The 21,949-nt window shown below is 26.3% G+C and carries 16 protein-coding genes and 1 pseudogene; 14 read left to right on the forward strand and 3 right to left on the reverse strand.

Features of this window, described 5'->3' with window-relative positions:
- Position 1 precedes the first annotated feature (1 nt).
- Complete coding sequence (locus tag OMES3154_RS02520; RefSeq protein WP_156683232.1) at positions 2-748, forward strand: exodeoxyribonuclease III; 747 nt, start codon at positions 2-4, stop codon at positions 746-748.
- Positions 749-778: 30 nt separating this feature from the next.
- Here OMES3154_RS02520 and OMES3154_RS02525 read toward each other — a convergent pair whose 3' ends face one another.
- Genes OMES3154_RS02525 through OMES3154_RS02535 form a run of 3 tightly spaced genes read right to left on the reverse strand, consistent with a single transcriptional unit; the run spans position 779 to position 2,497 of the window.
- Entirely contained in the window at positions 779-1,444 is a 666-nt protein-coding gene (locus OMES3154_RS02525) for a hypothetical protein (RefSeq protein WP_156683233.1), read from the reverse strand.
- Positions 1,437-2,144 (reverse strand): ABC transporter ATP-binding protein, encoded by a 708-nt coding sequence (locus tag OMES3154_RS02530; RefSeq protein WP_156683234.1) that lies wholly within the window; start codon positions 2,142-2,144, stop codon positions 1,437-1,439. The genes OMES3154_RS02525 and OMES3154_RS02530 overlap by 8 nt, the downstream gene beginning before the upstream one ends.
- Positions 2,144-2,497: a GntR family transcriptional regulator gene (locus OMES3154_RS02535; protein ID WP_197271472.1), complete on the reverse strand. Its 354-nt coding sequence runs from the start codon at positions 2,495-2,497 to the stop codon at positions 2,144-2,146. Before OMES3154_RS02535 ends, OMES3154_RS02530 begins: the two co-directional genes overlap by 1 nt.
- 104 nt (positions 2,498-2,601) lie before the next feature.
- Here OMES3154_RS02535 and OMES3154_RS02540 point away from each other — a divergent pair, with 104 nt between their 5' ends.
- From OMES3154_RS02540 to nrdE, 13 genes and pseudogenes are all read left to right on the forward strand, one after another.
- Positions 2,602-4,779 carry a helix-hairpin-helix domain-containing protein gene (locus OMES3154_RS02540; RefSeq protein ID WP_156683236.1) on the forward strand — a complete coding sequence of 726 codons (2,178 nt, stop codon included), beginning with the start codon at positions 2,602-2,604 and terminating at the stop codon, positions 4,777-4,779.
- A 319-nt stretch (positions 4,780-5,098) separates the two neighbouring features.
- A complete protein-coding gene (locus OMES3154_RS02545; protein WP_156683237.1) occupies positions 5,099-6,157 on the forward strand; it encodes a hypothetical protein in 1,059 nt (352 codons plus the stop codon).
- 187 nt (positions 6,158-6,344) lie between these two features.
- Positions 6,345-6,590: a hypothetical protein gene (locus tag OMES3154_RS02550; protein ID WP_156683238.1), complete on the forward strand. Its 246-nt coding sequence runs from the start codon at positions 6,345-6,347 to the stop codon at positions 6,588-6,590.
- 93 nt (positions 6,591-6,683) lie between these two features.
- On the forward strand, positions 6,684-9,491 hold the full coding sequence (gene ileS / locus OMES3154_RS02555; RefSeq protein WP_156683948.1) for an isoleucine--tRNA ligase: 2,808 nt from the start codon (positions 6,684-6,686) through the stop codon (positions 9,489-9,491).
- A complete protein-coding gene (gene lspA / locus OMES3154_RS02560) occupies positions 9,469-9,960 on the forward strand; it encodes a signal peptidase II (RefSeq protein ID WP_156683239.1) in 492 nt (163 codons plus the stop codon). Before ileS ends, lspA begins: the two co-directional genes overlap by 23 nt.
- 5 nt (positions 9,961-9,965) lie before the next feature.
- Positions 9,966-10,844, forward strand: coding sequence for a glycine--tRNA ligase subunit alpha (gene glyQ, locus OMES3154_RS02565; protein WP_156683240.1), 879 nt, complete (start codon positions 9,966-9,968; stop codon positions 10,842-10,844).
- A complete protein-coding gene (gene glyS / locus OMES3154_RS02570) occupies positions 10,844-12,820 on the forward strand; it encodes a glycine--tRNA ligase subunit beta (protein WP_156683241.1) in 1,977 nt (658 codons plus the stop codon). Before glyQ ends, glyS begins: the two co-directional genes overlap by 1 nt.
- A 16-nt stretch (positions 12,821-12,836) precedes the next feature.
- Complete coding sequence (locus OMES3154_RS02575) at positions 12,837-15,998, forward strand: S8 family serine peptidase (protein ID WP_156683242.1); 3,162 nt, start codon at positions 12,837-12,839, stop codon at positions 15,996-15,998.
- Between the two features lie 57 nt (positions 15,999-16,055).
- The gene (locus OMES3154_RS02580; protein WP_156683243.1) at positions 16,056-16,874 is read left to right on the forward strand and encodes a purine-nucleoside phosphorylase; all 819 of its coding nucleotides are present in this window, start codon (positions 16,056-16,058) and stop codon (positions 16,872-16,874) included.
- 59 nt (positions 16,875-16,933) lie between these two features.
- Positions 16,934-17,978, forward strand: a pseudogene (locus tag OMES3154_RS06615) (RNA-binding domain-containing protein).
- Between the two features lie 319 nt (positions 17,979-18,297).
- Positions 18,298-19,308: a class 1b ribonucleoside-diphosphate reductase subunit beta gene (gene nrdF / locus OMES3154_RS02590; protein WP_156683244.1), complete on the forward strand. Its 1,011-nt coding sequence runs from the start codon at positions 18,298-18,300 to the stop codon at positions 19,306-19,308.
- Position 19,309: 1 nt separating this feature from the next.
- Positions 19,310-19,735, forward strand: a complete 426-nt coding sequence (gene nrdI / locus OMES3154_RS02595; protein ID WP_269432409.1) for a class Ib ribonucleoside-diphosphate reductase assembly flavoprotein NrdI — start codon at positions 19,310-19,312, stop codon at positions 19,733-19,735.
- Positions 19,736-21,898: a class 1b ribonucleoside-diphosphate reductase subunit alpha gene (gene nrdE / locus OMES3154_RS02600; protein ID WP_156683246.1), complete on the forward strand. Its 2,163-nt coding sequence runs from the start codon at positions 19,736-19,738 to the stop codon at positions 21,896-21,898.
- Positions 21,899-21,949: the final 51 nt, after the last annotated feature.

Genomic DNA, 21,949 nt, shown 5'->3' on the forward strand with positions numbered 1-21,949 from the left:
TATGAAATTAATATCCTGGAATGTAAATGGATTAAGAGCTGTAATGAAAAAAGGATTTGAAGATTTTTTAAATGAACAAGATCCAGATATAATAGGGTTACAAGAAATTAAGTTAAGTGAGGGTCAACTAGATTTTAATCCTGAGGGCTACCATATGTACTATAACTATGCTGAAAAAAAAGGTTATTCAGGAACAGCAGTATTTAGTAAAATTAAGCCAATAAATGTAAGTTATGGGATAGGTATTCCTGAACATGATACTGAAGGTAGAGTAATATGTTTAGAGTTTGAAAACTTTTACTTTATAACGGTATATACACCAAACTCTAAAGCTGAACTTGAAAGATTAGACTATAGACAAGTATGGGAAGATGAATTTAGAAAGTATTTACTAGATTTAAAAGAAAAAAAAGAAGTAATAGTTTGTGGAGATTTAAATGTAGCTCATAATGAGATAGATCTTAAAAATCCTAAAACTAATACAAGAAGTGCTGGATTTACAATTGAAGAAAGAAATAAGTTTACTAAACTTTTAGAAAGTGGATTTGTAGATACATTTAGATATATGTATCCTGAGAAAATAAAGTATTCTTGGTGGTCTTATAGAGCAAATGCTAGAGCTAGAAATACAGGCTGGAGAATAGACTATTTTGTAGTAAGTCCAAATTTAGTAAAAGAAATTAAAAATGCTGATATATTAGATCAAGTATTAGGGTCTGATCATGCACCAGTATTATTAGAAATATAGATGAAAAATAAGTGGCTTTTGCCACTTATTTTACATAGTAAATTTTTTATCAAACACTTTAGATATTAAGTAAATTGCAACTACAGCACATATATCTAATGATATCGCTATAATATTAAGTATTGAAAATATATTTTCAAAACTAGCAAAATTTACAATTAGACTAGTGTAAAAATATGTAAATATTGATAAACATATAGCTGTTAAAATATATGTTAATAATTTTGAATTAAATAATATCTTAAATATTATTATAAATACATACCCAATTGTCATGTATATAAAGATATTTGATACAAAGACAAATAGGGATAATAGATTATTAACATTAATATTTATTGGATATCTATAGTAAACTAAATCTATAATTACTGGTATAGAACTATTAACTATTAAAAATGATACACCTAGTAATATTTTACTGACTATAATATTTATCGGTTTTATTGGGAGAGTGAATATAAAATAGCCTTGAGTAGTAAATAAATCCTTAATAAATATATTTGAAAGTACAATAATAAATAACGAAAAAGTTGTTAATGCTAATATAAGTAAAAGTAGATAATGAATACCCATAAAAGAAGTATATATACGGTATAAGTTCAACATATAAAATGTTTGTAAAACTAGTAAAACTTGTTCAAGTACCATTAGTGGTAAGTTTTTCTTTAGGATGTAATTAAAATATCTAAACATTTTTTATACCTCCAAATTCTTTTATATATAAATCTTCAACTGAAATACTATCATCTAAACGAATCGATTCTACATCATATTTATTAGATAATTTACCGTCTTTAATAAATACAACTTGGTCAAATATTTGTTCAATATCTTTTATTAAATGTGTAGTTATTATTACAGATGATTTTTCGTCTATATTTTCAATTATTAAGTTTAATATTTGTTTTCTAGTTATTACATCAACCCCAGCTATTGGTTCATCTAGTATATATAGTTTAGCAACTCTACTTAAAATTAGTATTAAATTTAGTTTTTCTATCATACCTTTAGATAAGTTTTTAATTTTTGCATTTTTATCTATTTCAAGTTCTAATAAAAGCTTATTTGCTTTTTCTTCATTAAAGTTATCTTTATAAAAATACTTAAATTGTTCTATTGCAGAGCTAACTTTTATTGAATCATCTAAAAAATTAACATCTGGTAAATAGCTAATATCCTTATTTGATAATATTGATATATCTTTACCATCTAATTTTATTTCACCGGAATTATAACTATTTAAGTGAACTAGTATTTTCATAAGGCTTGTTTTACCACTACCATTAGGACCTAGTAAGCCAAGTATTACACCTTCTTCTAATTCTAGCTTAACATTATCTAGTATCTGTTTTGATTTTATCTTTTTATTAAGATTTTTAATTTCTAATAACATTATTCATACTCCTTTTCTATGAGTTCAATTATTTCATCTTTAGTAAACCCAGCTACACTCATGTCTTTTATAAAGTTTTTAATAGAAGTTTTTACTTTTTCTTTTTTTAGGCTAGATATTTTTTTACTATCCTCAGTTAAGAAATACCCGATACCCCTTCTATTTTCAATAATACCTAGTAACTCTAATTCCTTTAGGCATTTCATTGCAGTATTTTGATTTATAGTGTATTTTACAGCTAAATCTCTAATACTTATCATCTTTTCTCCTGCTACATACTTTTTTTTAATTATGTCATCTATAATCTCATCTACTATTTGAATATATATAGGACTTTTATTATTAAATTCCAAATTAATCAACCCCTTATACTGTTATAGTTGCATAGTACAGCAAATTATGGAAATTGTCAAGTATTTATGATATAATCTAGAAAATACAATTTTAGGAGGACAAAGTGGAACATAACTATATATTCCTATCGAGTGAGTTAGGTCTTGAAAAATCACAAATTGAAAATACATATAACTTGTATAAAGAAGGTGCAACCATAGCTTTTATTGCACGTTATAGAAAAGAGTTAACAAAAGGACTTGATGAGGATACAATAAGAAATATTATAGATAGATTAAACTATCTAGAAAACTTAGATAAAAGAAAAGAAGAAGTAATTAGATTAATAGAAGAGCAAGGGAAACTAACAGAAGAACTAAAAAAAGATATAGAAAGTTCAACAGTATTACAAAGGGTAGAAGATCTATACTTGCCATACAAAAAAAAGAAAAAAACTAAAGCAGATATAGCAAAAGAACAAGGATTAGAAGAATTATCTAAAAAAATATTAGAAGGTATAACAAAAGATGAATTAGAAATACTAGCTAAAGACTTTATTACAGACTTAGTAGTAGACCAAAAAGATGCAATAGAAAAAGCCTCGCTAATAATAGCTCAAGATATATCTGAGGATATTAAGGTAAGAGAATACTTAAGAGAACAAATTTTAGAAAAAGCTAATATATCAGCAAGTTTAATTGAGAAAAATAAGCAGTTAGATGAGAATTTAGTGTATAAAGACTACTACGAATTTACTAGCTCAATTAAAAATGTTAAAACACATAATGTACTAGCTCTAAACCGTGCTGAAAAAGAAAAGATATTAAAAGTTAGTATATCTTTTGATGATATAACACAAGATAAGGTATATAAGAATATATTAAATAAGACATTTAAGAAAAAAGATAAATCACAAGAAGAACTTTATCTAAGTATAGTAGTAGACGCATACACAAGACTTTTATTCCCATCAATAGAAAATGAAGTTAGAAATATATTAACTACTAATTCAGATGAAGATGCTATAAAAGTATTTAGTAAAAACTTAGAATCATTATTATTACAACCACCTTTATACAAAAAAACTATACTAGGTTTAGATCCTGGTATTAGAACAGGTTGTAAGTTAGCAATAATTTCAAGTGAAGGTTTTTATGTAGCTTCAGATGTAATATACCCAGTTGATTATGCACACAGTGAAAAACAATTAGAATTATCTAGAAAAAAATTAAAAGAGTATATACAAAAGTATAAGGTAGATATAATAGCTATAGGGAATGGTACAGCTTCAAGAGAAACTGAAAAGTTTGTAGCAGAAAATATTAAAGGATTAGATGTTAAATATGTAATAGTAAATGAAGCAGGAGCTTCTGTATACTCAGCATCAAAATTAGCAGCAGAAGAGTTTCCAAAATTAGATGTAACAGTTCGAGGTACAATTTCAATAGCTAGAAGAATACAAGATCCATTATCAGAATTAGTTAAAATAGATCCAAAATCAATTGGTGTTGGAATGTATCAACATGATGTTAATCAAAAAGAATTAAATAATAGCCTAGAAGAAACAATAGTAAAAATTGTAAATAGAGTTGGAGTAAATTTAAATACAGCATCATATGCTCTACTTAGTTTTGTATCTGGAGTTAAGAAAAATATTGCTAAAAATATAGTGGATTATAGAAAAGAAAATGGAGACTTTAAAGATAGACAGTCCTTATTAAAAGTAAAAGGACTAGGAGCAAAAGCATATGAACAAATGGCTGGATTTATTGTAATACCAGAATCTAAAAATCCATTTGATAATACAATAATTCACCCAGAATCATATGAACTAGCACAAAAAATACTTGAATTAGTTTCTGAAAGTAAGGAAAGTCTATATAGTGATTATAAGGCAGTAAGAGAAAAATTAAGTAAATTAAAAGAAAAAGATGTAATAGAAAAAATGAAAAAAGATTATGGTGTAGAAACTATAAAAGATGTATATAATGCACTTTTATTAGATAGAAGAGACCCAAGAGATAGCTACCCACAACCAATGTTAAAATCAGATATATTAAATATAGAGGATTTAAAAGAAGGTATGGAACTAGAAGCAGTTGTTAGAAATGTAGCTAAATTTGGAGCATTTGTAGATATTGGTCTAAAAAATGATGCCATGATACACATATCTGAACTATCAGATAAATTTGTAAAAGATCCAAGCGATATATTAAGCGTAGGAGATATTATTAAAGTTAGAGTACTTAACATAGACAAAGAAAGAAAAAGAGTAGCTCTTAGTAGAAAGAATATGAAGTAAAAAGAACTAACTTAAAAATTAATGAAAAATAAAAAATTCACATATTGGAACAATTGTTGGAACAAGAAAAAAAAATTAAAATTTAAAATTTTAAAAAAATTAAAGTTTTATCCCTAAATTTACTATATTTTGTTAGTGGTATACACCAAAAATTACAACAAATAAAAAAAATAATCAAAATAATAATTTTAAGATAGAATTTTTTTTACTTTATTAGTGATTTTTTTATAAAAAAAATTTGATTTTTGCTTTATTTTGTGATATAAATATACTGAAGTTTACGAATAGTAAATATATTATAATTATGGTGGAGAAAATTATGAAAAAGACAATTTTATTATCATCATTAATCGCAGCAACTACATTATTTGCTAATGGTTTTGATGTTAAAGCTGGAGCAGAATACTCTTATGCTACATTAAATGGAAAAAGAGCTCACGTTGTTGGAATGTTCGTTGAAGGTGAATACAGTCACGAAGTATACCAAATTAACGATAAATTAGCTGTAGAAGTTGCAGGAGGAGCAGATTTAGGTGTTAAATTTGGTAGAATTACATTAGATAATAAAGAATTTGTAACTATAGCAGAAAATAATGCTAAGTTATTAAAGAATTTCTATGAAGCAAATAAAGATAAGGAAAAAGCTGCAGTAAAGGCAGAATTAGATAAAAAAGAAAATGCGGCTGTTAAAAAATTAGTTAAAAAATTATTAGGAGCTGAGGAAGATAAATATACTATTGAAAATATTAAAAAAGAAGCTGATAAAGAACCAGCTAAATATAAAGGTGACAAAAATCAAAGCGTTTTTGTATTCTCTGCTGACGCATTTGCATTACCAAAACTTGTTTATACTATAAACCAAGATATAAAAGTATCTGGTGGAGTTAAATTAGGATTAGGTTATGAAATGGAAAGATTTTTTGGAAAAGAAATTTCTGATCTTAAAGTTGACGTTAGAGAAAAATTAACAACTAAATATAAAGTAGAAGATGCTAAAAAAGACGAAGAAAAAACTAGAAAAGATGCTGCTGATGAATTAAATAAATTAAATGAAGCTTACCTTGTAGATAAAAATAAAAAATTAGATAAAGATGATTTTGAAGTAGAAGATATAGACGGTGACCAAGCTCATAAAAATCTAGTGTTAAAAGATACAGTACTTAGTGGAAATGCAGCTAAATTAAATCAAGAAATGCCATTCAAACTTGAAGCAGTTACTACACACAGCTTAAGAGTTCCATTTGCAGCTGTAATAGGTGTTAACTACAAGAATATCTTAGGAACAGTTGAATTTGGTGGAGTTTACAAATACGGATTCAAAGGTGCTAAGAGTGGTGTAGATGCAACAGTTAAATTAGGTGCAGGTTACGCATTTTAATAGAATAAATATTTTCTAAAATATGTATAATAAATTAAAGAGGCTATATGGCCTCTTTTTTTGGTATGTTTACTATCTAATAAGGTATAATTTAACTAGGAGGAAATGTGGAGAGAAATAAGGAACTAATAGTAAAAGGTAAAACAACACCTATTTTTGGTATTGAGAGTTAACAGTAATTAAGCTTATGAGTAGTAAAACAAATAGAACTCACTTTTACAATATATACGATTCTCACATAGATTTAGTATTTATGTATTATCCATATAATTATAAGGCAAAAAATCAAACACTAATTGCAGTATTTAAGTTACTAAAAGTTTATGGTGAAACTTTGGATAATAAGGACAAGGGTAAAAATTTATTACACAAGTTATTGTTAGAAAATAGGATTAAATTTTTAGAAGTAAATGAGTATGGTATAGTTAATTAAGTATCACAATCTGCAAATTTCTTATTACATAATTCTTTGATTTGTGGTAAAATATATACAAAAAAGTATAAAAAAGAAAGGGCATATAAGAATATGAGAAAAATTGATTATGCAAAAACACTTAATCTACCAAATACGAGCTTTAAAATGAAAGCAAACCTTCCACAAAAAGAAGGCTTAATGTTAAGAGATTGGGAGAAGAATAAAATATATCAAAAAAGTATAGAAGATACAACTAAACCTGTATTTTTCTTACATGATGGACCGCCATACGCAAATGGAGATATACATATAGGGCATTCTATAAACAAAATATTAAAGGATATAATATTAAAATATAAAAGGCTAAGAGGCTTTTATGCACCATATATACCAGGTTGGGATACACATGGATTACCTATTGAATGGAAAATAATAGAGCAAAAAGGTGATAAAATAGCTAATATGTCAGCCATAGAACTACGTCAAGAATGTAAAAAATATGCATTAAAAGAAGTAGAAAAACAAAAGAAAGACTTTATAAGACTTGGTGTATTAGGAGATTTTGCTAATCCATATATTACATTAAATAAAGAATTTGAAGCTGAAGAATTACAAGTATTCAAAGAAATATATGAAAATGGATATATATATAAAGGCTTAAAACCAGTTTATTGGTCACCAACAACTGAAACAGCACTAGCAGAAGCAGAAATAGAATATAAAGATGTTACATCGTCTACTATTTATGTTAAAATGGATTTAGTAGAAGATGCTTTATCTAAATTAGATATCGATTCTGCTTCTATAATAATATGGACAACAACTCCATGGACATTACCAGCTAACTTAGGAATAGCATTAAATAAAGACTTAGAATATGGAGTATATGAAACTAATAAAGGAAACATGATAGTTGCTACTAGCTTAAGTAATACTGCATTTTCTAAAATGAACTTAGAATTTAAGTTAATAAAAACATTTAAAGGTGATTTACTAGAAAATACTCATTATAATCATCCATTATTTGATAGACAAGGTTTAGTAATATTAGCGGATCACGTTACAGATGAAGCAGGTACAGGTTGTGTACATACTGCACCAGGACACGGGGTAGATGACTTTATAGCAGGAAACAAATATAATTTAGGTGTGTTAAGTCCAGTAGATGATAAAGGACATCTAACTTATGAAGCAGGTAAATATGAAGGATTATTCTATTTAAAAGCTAATAAAGTAATAATAGAAGATTTAGAAAACAGTGGATATTTATTAAATATGACTGAAATTAAACACTCATATCCTCATGACTGGAGAAGTAAAAAACCAGTAATATTTAGAGCAACAGAACAATGGTTTATAAACATAGCTGAAAGTGATATAAGAGAAAATGCCCTAGAAGCATTAAAATCTGTTAAGTTCTATCCAGATTGGGGAAGAAATAGAATAAATTCAATGATGGAAAATAGACCAGATTGGACAATTTCTCGTCAAAGAGTTTGGGGAGTACCTATTCCAATTTTCTATAACAAACAAAATGAAGTTGTATATTACCCAGAAATAATGGATAGAGTTATAGAACTTGTAAAAAAAGAAGGAACTGATATTTGGTTTAAATATAGTGCAAGTGAAATTATAGGACAAGAATTACTAGATAAATATAACTTAAATGGTGAAGAATTAAGAAAAGAAAAAAGTATATTAGATGTATGGTTTGATTCAGGTGTAACTCATAGAGCAGTAGTTAAAACTCGTGGATTTGATAGACCAGTAGATCTATACTTAGAAGGATCTGACCAACATAGAGGATGGTTCCAATCATCATTATTAACATCTATAGCATCAACAAAAGATGCGCCATATAAAAAGATATTAACTCATGGATTTGTTAATGATGCTACAGGTAGAAAAATGAGTAAATCAATAGGAAATGTAATTGTTCCAAATGAAGTTATAGAAAAATATGGAGCAGATATATTAAGACTTTGGGCATCATCAGTTGATTATCGTGAAGATGTTAGATTATCATCTAATATATTAGATAGAATGTCAGATTCATATAGAAAAATTAGAAATACAAGTAGATACTTACTAGGAAATATTTATGACTTTGATTATGAAAAAGATAAAGTAAATTATGAAGATATGCTAGAAATTGATAAATGGGCATTAAATAAACTAGAAAGATTAAAAATAAAAGTAGAAAAACTTTATGAATCATATGAGTTTTATAGTTTATTCCAAGAAATATTAAATTTCTGTATTATAGATATGTCATCATTTTATTTAGATATAATAAAAGATAGATTATACTGTGATTATAGAGCATCTGTTGAAAGAAGATCAGCACAAACTGTAATGAGTGAAGTTCTAAAAGTATTAGTTAGAATAATATCTCCAGTTTTATCATTTACTGCAGAAGAAATCTGGGCTAAATTACCAGAAAATATGAAAGATACAGAAAGTGTACATTTAAGTAAGTGGATAGAAATAGATGAAAAATATGTAGATGATAAATTAGAGAAAAAATGGCAAAAATTACATACATTAAGAAAAGAAGTAAATAAAAAAATAGAAGAAAAAAGAAATGAAAAAGAAATAGGATTATCACTTGATGCAAAAGTATTACTTAACATTAAAAATTCTGAATTTGAATTTGTAAAAGAATATAACGAATTAGAAATTTCTGATATTCTATTAGTATCTCAAGTTGAATTTGTAGATGAAGTATTAGAAGAAACAGAAATTGAAAATATATCTGTTAAGATAGTAAGAGCATTAGGTGAAAAATGTGAAAGATGCTGGAAATATAGCGAAAAAACAGGAGATCCTATTTATGGACAGGTTACACCAAGAGATGCTATGGTACTAAAAATTATGGATGAAAATGGTGAACTAGATGACAAGTATAAAGAAGAATAGTATTTCAATTTATATAATATTTATTACTTTACTAGTATGTATAGATCAATTAACAAAACAAGCTATATATAATTTATCAAATGGAAGACTTTTATACTCAAAATCAATAATAGGGGATTTTTTTAGAATTACATATATAGAAAATCATGGTGGTATTTTTGGACTTGCACAAGGTCATATAATATGGTTTACAATAATAAGTACTGCAATGATAATATATATCTATTTAACAGAGCTTAAAAACTTTAGAAGCTATAGTATGATAAATAAAATAGCAGTGAGCTTTATAATCTCAGGAGCTATTGGAAATATGTTAGATAGATATATTCGTGGTTATGTTATAGATATGCTAGATTTTAGAGCAATTTGGTCTTTTATATTCAATGTAGCTGATGTATATATAAATATAGGAATATATATTTTAATTATTGCATATATTTTAAAATATCTTAAAGAAAAAAAGGGGTAAATGAAATGACTTTTCAAAAGATAATTCAAACATTACAAAAATATTGGGAAGAAAAAGGAGCGCTTTTATCAAATCCATATGATGTTGAAACAGGAGCAGGTACATTTAATCCTGATACATTTTTAATGTCATTAGGACCTGAACCATTTAAGGTTTGTTATGTAGAACCTTCTAGAAGACCAAAAGATGGTAGATATGGAGAAAATCCAAATAGAGTATATCAACATCACCAATTTCAAGTAATAATGAAACCATCACCAGATAATATACAAGAACTTTATTTAAAGAGTTTAGAAGCACTAGGAATAAACCTAGAAGAACATGATATTAGATTTGTCGAAGATAACTGGGAATCACCAACATTAGGAGCTTGGGGTCTTGGTTGGGAAGTATGGTTAGATGGAATGGAAATAACACAATTTACATATTTCCAACAAGTAGGAGGACTTGAGGTTGAAATAACACCAGCGGAAATTACATACGGACTTGAAAGAATAGCATTATACTTACAAAATAAAGATGATATATATGATCTTGATTGGTCTGAAACTGTGAAATACGGTGATAGAAGAAAACAATATGAATATGAAATGAGTAAATACAGCTTTGAAGTTAGTGACAGTGAAATGAACTTTAAACTATTTGATATGTATGAAAAAGAAGCGAATAACTGTATAAATCATAAATTAGTATTACCAGCATATGACTATGTATTAAAATGTTCTCATACATTTAATAACTTAGATGCTAGAGGTAGTATTAGTACAACAGAGCGTATGTCATACATTTTAAGAGTAAGAGATTTAGCTAAAAAATGTGCAGAGTTATTTGTTAAAAACAGAGAAGAATTAGGATATCCATTACTTAAAAAGGAGGCTAAATAATGAAACTATTATTTGAGCTTGGGGTAGAAGAATTACCTTCAAGATATATTAAAAAATCAGAAGAAGCATTATTAAATAATGTAGTAGAAGCCTTAGAAAAAAATAGAGTAGAAGTTTTTAATAAAAAATCATTTAGTACACCTAGAAGATTATCATTTATAATCGAATTATCAGATGTAAAAAAAGGTTTAAATGAAAAAAAACTAGGACCAAGTGTTAGTGCAGCATTTAAAGATGGTGTTGCTACAAAAGCATTACTAGGATTTTTAAAATCTAATAACTTAGATGAAAATGATTACAAAGTAGTAAATACTGAAAAAGGTGAATATATACAAATTACTAAATTTGAAAAAGAAAGTTCATCAAAAGATATATTAGCTGAAATAATAAAAGAAGCAGTTTTAAAATTAGAATTTGAAAAAAGTATGAAATGGGGATCATCTAGTTTTAGATTTGTAAGACCTATAAAATGGATATTAGCTTTAGTTGATAATAAGGTTTTAGATATTGAAATTTCTAATGTGAAATCATCGAATTTAACAAGAGGGCTTCGTGTATTTGCTAGTCAAGAAATAGTGATTGATGATATAGATTCTTATGAAAAAATATTATTAGATAACTATGTAGTTGCAAATAGAGATAAAAGACAAGAAATGATATTAAATAATCTTCCAGAAAATACAGAAGTAGATAAAGCCTTATTAGAAGAAGTTACAGATTTAGTAGAATATCCGCATATAATAATAGGGGAATTTAATAAAAAATATTTAGATTTACCAGAAGATTTAATTACAATAACAATGAAAACTCATCAAAGATATTTCCCAATTAGATTAGAAAATAAAAAACTGTCTAATAAATTTGTTGTTGTAAGAAACGCTCCAACTTATTCAGAACAAGTTAAAAAAGGAAATGAGAAGGTAATTGAACCAAGATTATCGGATTCTAAATTTTTCTTTGATGAAGATTTAAAACTAGATTTGGATAAATGTGTAGATAAATTAAAAGAAGTAATGTTCCAAAAAGACATGGGAACAATCTATGAAAAGATGTTAAGATCTAAAAAAATTGCTAGCAAATTAAATGCAGATGAAAATATTTTAAGAGCTATACATCTAATGAAGTTTGATTTAGTATCAAATGTAATAAATGAAAAAGAATTTACATCATTACAAGGTATGATGGGATCTATTTATGCAGAGCACAAAGGTGAAAATGAAATAGTTTCAAAAGCAATTTTTGAACACTATATGCCAAGATTCCAAGCAGATAGCCTGCCTAGTAATTATGAATCAAGTATAGTTGCAATTTCAGATAAATTAGATACAGCAATGGGTGCATTTTGTGTAGGTTTAAAACCAACAAGTTCAAAAGATCCATATGCAATAAAAAGAGCTATGCAAGGTATTGCATACATTGCATTAAATATTAAATTAGATAAGTCATATATAGATTTAAGTGAAATTGCATATGATATATTTAGTGAAGATAAAAAAGTCTTATACCCTAAGGCAAAAGAAGAGTTTATAGCTTTCTTTAAATCTAGAATAGAAGCTAGTTTAGCTGAAAAATACAGTCGTGATTTAATTTCTTATGTAATAAATATAGAAACTAACTTTAAAAACATGGTAGAAAAATTAGATAAACTAGAAATTTTATCTAAAACATCAGATTTTTCTGATTTAGTAAATCTATTAAAAAGAATGAAAAATATGGTTAAAGAAAATGATAGTAAAGAGCTTAACATAAGTTTAATAGAAGACATTAACGAAAAAAATATGCTAGAGTTAATAGAAAAATTAAATAAAAAAGAAGACTTTTCTAATACTGTAGATATTTTAGTAGAGAATAAGAATGTAATAAATGATTTCTTTGATAATGTAATGATAAATACAGATGATGAAAAAATTACAAACAATAGATACGCTATTTTAAATAATATCCTAGAGGATATAAAGGGAATAATTGAGATATAGAAAAGGGAAAAGTAGTATGAAAAGAATAGGAATAATAATATATACTGTAATATTTATTATTTCTTGTAGTAGTACAGAGATAAGTACAGTAACTAATTTCCATAGTAATAGCAATAGTAGTACTACCTACACAAATAGAGAAATAAAATGGAAACATAAAGAAGAAAAAGCAGTAGAGAATGCAGATAAGGATTATAAGAATCCATATAAAAATCATACTTTCTATAATGTAGATATTACTTCAGAATATGTTGATGGAAAAGAAAGCAAAATAAAAGAAGATAATACATCACAATTCATATATTCACCAAGTACAAATGATGTGTATATATATGAAGCGGTATTTGAAAGTGATTATCGTGAGATAATTGATAAAAGTCAAGAAAAGATGGGTAAATTTGATATAAAAGAAATTATAGAAAATAAAAAAACTAGTTCAAAGTCTAGTGTGGATAATATTGAAACTATAAGAGCCCCTTTTCACGCAAGACATGTTTATTTTAATTTTTCTAATAATAATATAGCTAGTCCATATTATTCTAGTAAAAACGACAATACCAAAACTAGTGTTTCTGGATTATACTCAATTACAAATAACGGGAATTCTTTATACAGTAGAGTTGGAATAATAAATATGAGTTTTACTGATGGTAGAATAGACTACTCTATTTTAAATAAATATAATAAATATAAAAATCAATATTTATATAATGAAAAAAATAAAATCATAAATAGATATATGTCTAATTTAGTATTTGATAAAAAATATAAGAATAATCTTCAATTGAAAATATTTGCATTAGGTAATACATATCCTGATGATTTAACTCCACAACATATGATAACTAGTATATACTCAATAATGAGTCCTGAAATGCAAAAAATGAGTAGAAGTGAGGTAATAGTTACTAAAGCAGCAATTTCTTATGATGTAGTGAATGATAAAAAAAATGCAAAATACTATACTCCATTATTTGATGATAAAAAGACTCTTTTACCTTCTCCAAATAGAATTATTTATGAAGTTGATGATAAAAAATATTATGCTCAAGACTTTTCAAATCAAATGGATAGTCAAGTAATATATTTAAGGTCAAATACAATTGCAGCTAGTCCTTTAATCTTTATAGAGAAAGACATTTATAGTATAGCAGGTGTAGAATGTGAAAATAGCAAAGGACTTTGCGACTATATTAACCAATATGATATAGGCTCAAGCTTTGCAGCCCCAAAAGTAACAAGAGTTGCATATGAGATAAAGAAAAAGTATCCATTTTTAACATATCATCAAGTAAAACAAGTAATTTTAACTACTGCTAAAAGAGATAAAACAGGCTATTTAAGCAATAATGTAGGTTGGGGTATACTTGACTATGCCAAGGCAATAAATGGACCTAGTAACTTTAATGCTGGACTTATTGATGAACAAAAATTTTTCTTAGGAATGCCAGATAGAATATTTGATAAAGAAGGTAATAGATACTTTTATGTAGATATACCAAGTGGAGAATATACATTTTCAAATGACATAACAACAGGTTTAGCTGGAGATGCATATAGTAGTGAAGTTGAAGAGTTTTATGTTGGAAAAGATGAAAAAGAAGGTAAAAAGCTTCAAATACCTAAAGTATTAGATAGTGAAAAATTATTTTATAGAAATTACCAAAAAGCAGGTCTTAGAAAAGATGGTAATGGTACTTTAATATTAACAGGACTACAAGATTATGATACAAAAACACAAGTATTAGGTGGTAAATTAATACTTAAAAATGACTCTAGATCAAAATACGAAGTATTTCCAGAATCTATTTTAGAAATAGATAAAGAAAATATAAATATAGTAAATGGGATAAAAAGTACTGGTACAGTAGATTTTAAAACTAATACAAATGTATCACAATACTTATCAAAAGGGAAAACAATATTGCATACAGGTAAGATTGTAAATGCAAATTTATTTAAAACTGATGGTAAAATACAGGTAAATAAAGCTGATATTAGCTTAGAAGAGTTAAAAAATGGGTTTAATTTAGTTAAATCAAAAAACATTTCAATTTCTAAGTTAGAAAATACATTTTTAAAACCAGTTATTAATAATAATTCACTATATGGTGTTATAGATACAAAAAATAAGAAACTAGCAGAATTAAGTGAAAGTGAATTAAGAAATATACCAAGTTATAGTATAAATGAAGGGAGATTTTTTTCACAGTTTGATAAGATAGTTAAAGAAGAAAATCCAAAAGCATTGAGTTTAGCAAGTAATATAATAAATATTAAAAGTGACAAGAAAGAGATTTTCTCGCCAATATACAATGATTATGTAAGTAGTATATTTGAAATAAAAGATGACATAAGTTCAAATGTTGAATTAAATGACTTATCAGGTATGATAAAAGATAATAAAGTATCGTTTAGATATTTAATAGCAAATAATATATTTGAAGGAGATAAATACACTAAGTTTAGCTCACTTACAAATGGAGTATATCTAGATTATAGTAAGAAGTTACCAAACCTTATCATTAATCCATATTTAGCATACTACTATTCTAAATATGAATTTAAAGGTGATACAGATATAAATTCTAAAAACTACAAATTAGGATTAATGCTAAATATGTATTTAAATAAAGCAATAATTTCAAATAATTTAGGATTTAGCATAATAGATACTAACTTAAAAAGAAGATTAGATGAAGAAATTTTAAAAGTTAGAAATATTTCATATATGATATCGGATAAAATTAAGTTAGCGTATAACTTTGAAATTGGTAAATTTAATATAAAACCATTTGTTGGATACAATTTAGATTTGCTTAAATTAAGTGATGTAAAAGAAGAATCAAAACTTGGATTAAATTTAGTTAATAATAAATTAATAAAGCATAGTTTAGAAATAGGAGTTAATTCAAGTTATAGGGTAAATAGCACATTTAATTTAAATACGGGAATATCATATATAGAGTATATAAATAATGATGTTAAATTGAATGTTAATTTATTAGGAATGAATGAAAATATTCAATTTGTAGGTAGAGATATATTAAAAAGAAACTTAAAATTTAATTTTGGATTTGAAAAAGAATTGATAAAAAAATTAAGGTTTAAAATTGATAATGAGTTTGATACAAATAAAAAATATAGATTAAATCTAGAAGTGAATTATAGTTTTTAAAATTGAGGCTAATATAGATTAAGATATATTAGCCTTAATTAGTATAAAGGAGGTAAAATGTTTTACAACAGAGTTTTAGAAAGTAAAGAGTATATAAGAAATATAATAAAAGAGGAAAAAATTGACTTAGCAATAATATTAGGAAGTGGTCTTGGTAAAATTACAGATATTTTTGAAAATAAGGTAGTTATACCATATAAAGATATACCGGGCTTTCCACAAATTACAGTTAAAGGTCATGAAGGTAATTTAGTTTTTGGTAATATTGGAAATAAAAAAGTTATGGCAGTTTCTGGTAGATTTCACTACTATGAAGGATTTACTATGAAAGAAGTTGCGTATCCAGTATTTTTAATGAAATTATTGGATATTAAAACTATGATAGTAAGTAATGCTTGTGGAGGAATAAACCCTAATTTTAAACCAGGAGATATTATGATAATAACTGACTTTATAAACTCAATATCAAATAATCCTTTAATTGGTGCAAATGATGAGAGATTTGGAGTAAGATTTCCAGATATGAGTGAGCCTTTTTCTAATGAATTGATAGAAAAAACAGAGTTAGAAGGTAAAAAATTAGGATTAGATTTAAAAAAAGGTGTTTATACATTTTTCCAAGGACCTTACTATGAAACAAAGGCAGAAATTAGAATGTATAAGCTACTAGGAAGTGATGCAATTGGAATGTCAACAGTACCAGAAGTAATAGCTTCAAATTATTTAGGAATTAAAACTGTAGGTTTATCTTGTATTACAAACATGGCAACTGGCTTAAGAGATGGAAAACACTCTCATGAAGAAGTCTTAGAAATCGCTAAAAAGACAAGTGAAAATTTATGTAAGCTTGTAGAAAATTTAGTTATGTCTATGTAGAAAAAAGTGTATTATAGTGGTATAATTTTAATATATAAAATAAATAAAGGTGGTGAAAAATGACTATAGAGGAAATAAAAAAGATAATAAAAAATGGAGAAAAGATAGATGTCGAATTTAAAGAATCTAAAAATTCTTTAACAAAAGATATATTTGATACAGTTTGTTCTTTTAATAATAGAAATGGTGGTCATATTTTACTTGGAGTAAATGATAAAAAAGATATAGTTGGTATAAGTGATGATAAAATAGATAAAATTATCAAAGATTTTACAACATCTATCAATAATTCAGAAAAAATTTATCCTCCACTTTATTTAGTTCCAGAAGTCTTAGAAATTGATGGAAAAAAATAATTTATATAAGAGTACCTGAAGGCTATCAAGTTGAAATATTTGATAGAACATAAACATAAAACAGATGCGATATTTAGAGTTGAAAATAAGGATAGGTATGATGATAGAGATGTTGTAATAGCTAATTTTATTGATAGTTATTATAGGCTAATATTATTTGGACAAAAACATTTAAATGATTTATTTGTTTTAGACGGTATTTTAAATATAAATGCAAGAGATCAAATATTAAGAGAAATTATATCAAATACACTAGCTCATAGAGATTATTCTAGTGGTTATCCAGCAAAAATGATAATAGATGATGAAAAAATTTGAACCATTTCCTAAAAATCCAGCTATTTCAAAAGTGTTTAGAGAAATAGGACTTGCTGATGAACTAGGTTCAGGTATGAGAAACACATATAAATATACTAGGTTATATTCTGGTGTTGATCCATTATTTGAGGAGGGAAATATATTTAGAACTATTATTCCTTTAAAGAAAATAGCGACTAAAAAAGTTGGTGTGGTTTCAGAAAAAATTAATGTCGCTCAACCTGTCGCTCAACCTGTCGCTCAAAATAAGCTTGTAATTATAGAGCATATAAAAGAAAAGATAAGAGAAAATAATAAAATAACAAGAAAAGAAATGGCAAATAGTATAGGTGTAAGTGTGAAGAGTATTGAAAGAGCTATTAAAGAAATAGATAATCTAAAGTATATTGGTAGTGGTAAAAATGGTTATTGGGAACTTAAAGAGAATTAAATATAGGGCTAGTTTTTGTAAAGACTAGCTTTTTACTTTATTTGGTTAAAATACACTTTTTGATAAGCTTTTAAAAAATTCAAAGTATATAAGTGCTTGTTGTAAGTAAAATACTAAATACTGTGTGCCTTTTTAAATTTCACACTAAATATTGTGTTTTGTTTCATAATTTGAAATAAAATCCTATTTATATACCAATCTAAATAAAATTTTAATGGGTTTATTAGCTTTATAACTTATTGAAATTTTTTTTATTTCACATTTTATCTGGTATATAAGATAATATTAGTGTAAGAATTAAAGAAATGAGGAAGATATTATGTCAAACTATTATAATAATTCAGTTTCGCCTTTAGAATATGCTATAAGTAAGACAAAGCTAAATATGAGGTCAGTTAACTGGAATAAAATTGATGATGAAAAAGACTTAGAGGTTTGGAATAGAGCAGTACAAAACTTTTGGTTACCAGAAAAAATACCAGTATCAAATGACTTATCATCATGGAATACTTTAGATGAAAAATGGCAACAGTTAATAACTAGAACATTTACAGGACTAACTTTATTAGACACAATTCAAGCTACAATAGGAGATTTAGCTCAAGTACCTAACTCTCAAACCGATCATGAACAGGTTATATACGCAAACTTTTCTTTTATGGTTGCAGTACATGCAAGATCATATGGAACTATATTTTCAACACTTTGTTCATCTAGTCAAATTGAAGAGGCACATGAGTGGGTAGTATCAAATGAAGCACTTCAAAAAAGAGCTAAATTTTTAATACCATACTATACGGGAGATGACCCTTTAAAATCTAAAGTAGCAGCAGCACTAATGCCTGGATTTTTACTATATGGAGGATTTTACCTACCATTTTATTTATCATCAAGAGCAAAATTACCTAATACATCAGATATAGTAAGATTAATATTAAGAGATAAGGTTATCCATAATTATTACAGTGGATACAAATACCAAAGAAAAGTTGAAAAATTATCTGTAGAAAAACAAAAGGAAATGAAAGATTTTGTATTTGATACTCTATATACTCTAATAGAACTTGAAAAAGACTATTTAAATGAACTGTATGGTGAATTTGGGCTAGCAGAAGATGCTATAAAATTTAGTATATATAACGCGGGGAAATTTTTACAAAATTTAGGTTATGATAGTCCTTTTACAGAAGAAGAAACTATGATAAAACCAGAAGTATTTGCACAATTATCTGCAAGAGCAGATGAAAATCACGACTTTTTCTCAGGTAATGGTTCTTCATATATAATGGGAGTAAATGAAGAAACAGAAGATGAGGACTGGGAGTTTTAGTATGGATAAAAAACCAAAAGCTGAGATAAATATTGTGTATTTTTCATCAAAATCTAATAATACACATAGATTTATAGAAAAACTAAAATTTAAAAATGTTAAAAGAATACCAGTAGATTTAAATGAAAAATTAAGTGTAACTGAAAATTATGTATTGATAATTCCAACATATAGCGGAGGAAATGGGGATACAAAGGGTGCAGTTGTAAAGCAAGTTATACAGTTTTTAAATGATGAGAATAATAGAAAAAAATGTTGTGGAGTAATAGCAAGTGGAAATACTAATTTTGGTGATACTTATTGTTTAGCGGGCTTAATTATTTCAAAAAAATTAAATATACCACTTTTATATCAATTTGAACTACTAGGCAACTCTAGTGACGTTAAAAATGTAGAAAATATATTAGAAAAACTTTGGGAGAAATAAATGGAAGAAAATTCAAAAATATCAAAAGAGTTAGAAATGCAAAGTAAATATCTAGCACTTAATGCAACATCTAAATTATTAGTATGTGGTAAAACTGATTATACCGCAGATAAAAAAGCAGCAATAGAATATATGAATGTACATGTAATACCTAATACAAAAGTATTTAATAGTGTAAAAGAAAGAATAGATTATTTAGTTGAAAATAACTATTATGAAAAAGAATTGATTGAAAAATTTAAAATAGAAGAAATTGAAAAGTTACATGAAATAGCTTATTCATATAATCATAAATTTCCTACTTTAATGGGGGCTATGAAATTCTATAACTCATATTGTCTAACAAGTTTTGATAAAAAAACATACTTAGAAGACTATGAACAAAGAGTAGTTGCTAACGCAATTTTATTATCAAATGGTGATTTTACATTTGCAAAAAATTTAGTTCATTTACTTATGAAAAAAGTATTTCAACCAGCAACACCTACTTTTTTAAATGCTTTAAAGAAAAATCGTGGGGAATATGTTTCTTGTTATTTATTAAGAACTGAAGATAATATGGAATCAATAGCAAGATCAATTTCAACATCTCTTCAATTATCAAAAAGAGGTGGAGGAGTTTCAGTATGTCTTACTAATTTAAGAGAATATGGTTCTAGCATAAAAGGAATTAAAAATGTAGCAACAGGAGTAATTCCAGTTATGAAGTTATTAGAAGATACATTTTCTTATGCCAATCAACTAGGTCAAAGACAAGGAGCAGGTGCAGTTTACCTAAACGTACATCACCCTGATATATTAAGATTTTTAGATACAAAAAGAGAAAATGCAGATGAAAAAATTAGAATAAAATCATTATCACTAGGTGTTGTAATTCCAGATATTACATTTTTACTAGCTAAAGAAAATAAGGAGATGGCTCTATTTTCACCGCAAGATATAGAGAAAGAATATAACTTAGCTATGTCTGATATATCAATTACTGAAGAATACGATAATTTAATTAAAAATGATAAAATAAAAAAAACATATATAAATGCAAGAAAACTATTTCAAACAATAGCAGAACTACATTTTGAATCAGGATATCCATACATTTTATTTGATGATACAGTAAATAGAAATAATGCGCACCCTAACGGAAGAATAGTTATGTCAAATTTATGTTCTGAAATTGCTCAAGTAAATACTAAAAGTACCTATGAAGAAGATTTATCTTTTTTAGAAATTGGACAAGATGTATCATGTAACCTAGGTTCTATAAATATATCCGAAATGATGTTAGATGGTGAAAATTTTGGAGAAAATATATATAACTCAATAAAAGCACTAGATTTTGTATCAAGAAATGCAAATTTAAAATCAGCTAAAAGTATAGAAAATGGTAATAATAAAAATCATGCATTAGGTTTAGGTGCTATGAATCTACATGGATTTTTAGCAACAAACAAGATATTTTATGATAGTCCTGAAGCATTAGATTTTACAAATATATATTTCTATATTCAAACATATTATGCATTTTTAGCCTCAAATAAGCTAGCTATTGAGAACAAAAAAAGTTTTGAAAACTTTTCTATTAGTCGTTTTGCAAATGGAGAGTATTTTGACAAATATACTAAGTGTGAAGAAAATTTATACACAGCTAAAACTAAAAAAGTAAAAGAAATATTTGAAAAATATAAGGTGAAAATACCAACACAGAAAATGTGGATAGAATTAAGTAAAAATATTGTAAAATATGGTCTTGCTAATTCACACTTACAAGCTGTAGCACCAACTGGTTCTATTAGTTATTTATCATCTTGTACACCAAGTCTTCAGCCAGTTGTATCACCTGTTGAAGTTAGAAAAGAAGGAAAACTAGGTAGAATATATGTTCCAGCATATAAATTGGATGATGATAACTTAGTATATTATGAAAAAGGAGCTTATGAGCTAGGTCCAAACCCTATTATAGACATAGTAGCAGAAGCTCAAAAGCATGTGGATCAAGCAATATCATTAACCTTATTTATGACAGATACAGCCACTACAAGAGATTTGAATAAGGCATATATAAGGGCATTTTCTAAAAAATGTGCCTCAATATATTATGTAAGAATAAGACAAGATGTTTTAAAAGGGTCTGAATCATTAGAGTGTCAGGCTTGTATGATATAAAAATAATAAAAGATGGGAAAATAAATAAAATTAATTTCCCATTTTTTTTAA

Origin of the sequence: Oceanivirga miroungae, from assembly GCF_902505095.1 — a bacterium.
GTDB lineage: Bacteria > Fusobacteriota > Fusobacteriia > Fusobacteriales > Leptotrichiaceae > Oceanivirga > Oceanivirga miroungae.

Coding starts and splice junctions, on each gene's coding strand:
- OMES3154_RS02520 (WP_156683232.1), top strand. CDS start 2: ATGAAATTAATATCCTGGAATGTAAATGGATTAAGAGCTGTAATGAAA.
- OMES3154_RS02525 (WP_156683233.1), bottom strand. CDS start 1,444: ATGTTTAGATATTTTAATTACATCCTAAAGAAAAACTTACCACTAATG.
- OMES3154_RS02530 (WP_156683234.1), bottom strand. CDS start 2,144: ATGTTATTAGAAATTAAAAATCTTAATAAAAAGATAAAATCAAAACAG.
- OMES3154_RS02545 (WP_156683237.1), top strand. CDS start 5,099: ATGAAAAAGACAATTTTATTATCATCATTAATCGCAGCAACTACATTA.
- OMES3154_RS02550 (WP_156683238.1), top strand. CDS start 6,345: ATGAGTAGTAAAACAAATAGAACTCACTTTTACAATATATACGATTCT.
- ileS (WP_156683948.1), top strand. CDS start 6,684: ATGAGAAAAATTGATTATGCAAAAACACTTAATCTACCAAATACGAGC.
- lspA (WP_156683239.1), top strand. CDS start 9,469: ATGACAAGTATAAAGAAGAATAGTATTTCAATTTATATAATATTTATT.
- glyQ (WP_156683240.1), top strand. CDS start 9,966: ATGACTTTTCAAAAGATAATTCAAACATTACAAAAATATTGGGAAGAA.
- glyS (WP_156683241.1), top strand. CDS start 10,844: ATGAAACTATTATTTGAGCTTGGGGTAGAAGAATTACCTTCAAGATAT.
- OMES3154_RS02575 (WP_156683242.1), top strand. CDS start 12,837: ATGAAAAGAATAGGAATAATAATATATACTGTAATATTTATTATTTCT.
- OMES3154_RS02580 (WP_156683243.1), top strand. CDS start 16,056: ATGTTTTACAACAGAGTTTTAGAAAGTAAAGAGTATATAAGAAATATA.
- nrdF (WP_156683244.1), top strand. CDS start 18,298: ATGTCAAACTATTATAATAATTCAGTTTCGCCTTTAGAATATGCTATA.
- nrdI (WP_269432409.1), top strand. CDS start 19,310: ATGGATAAAAAACCAAAAGCTGAGATAAATATTGTGTATTTTTCATCA.
- nrdE (WP_156683246.1), top strand. CDS start 19,736: ATGGAAGAAAATTCAAAAATATCAAAAGAGTTAGAAATGCAAAGTAAA.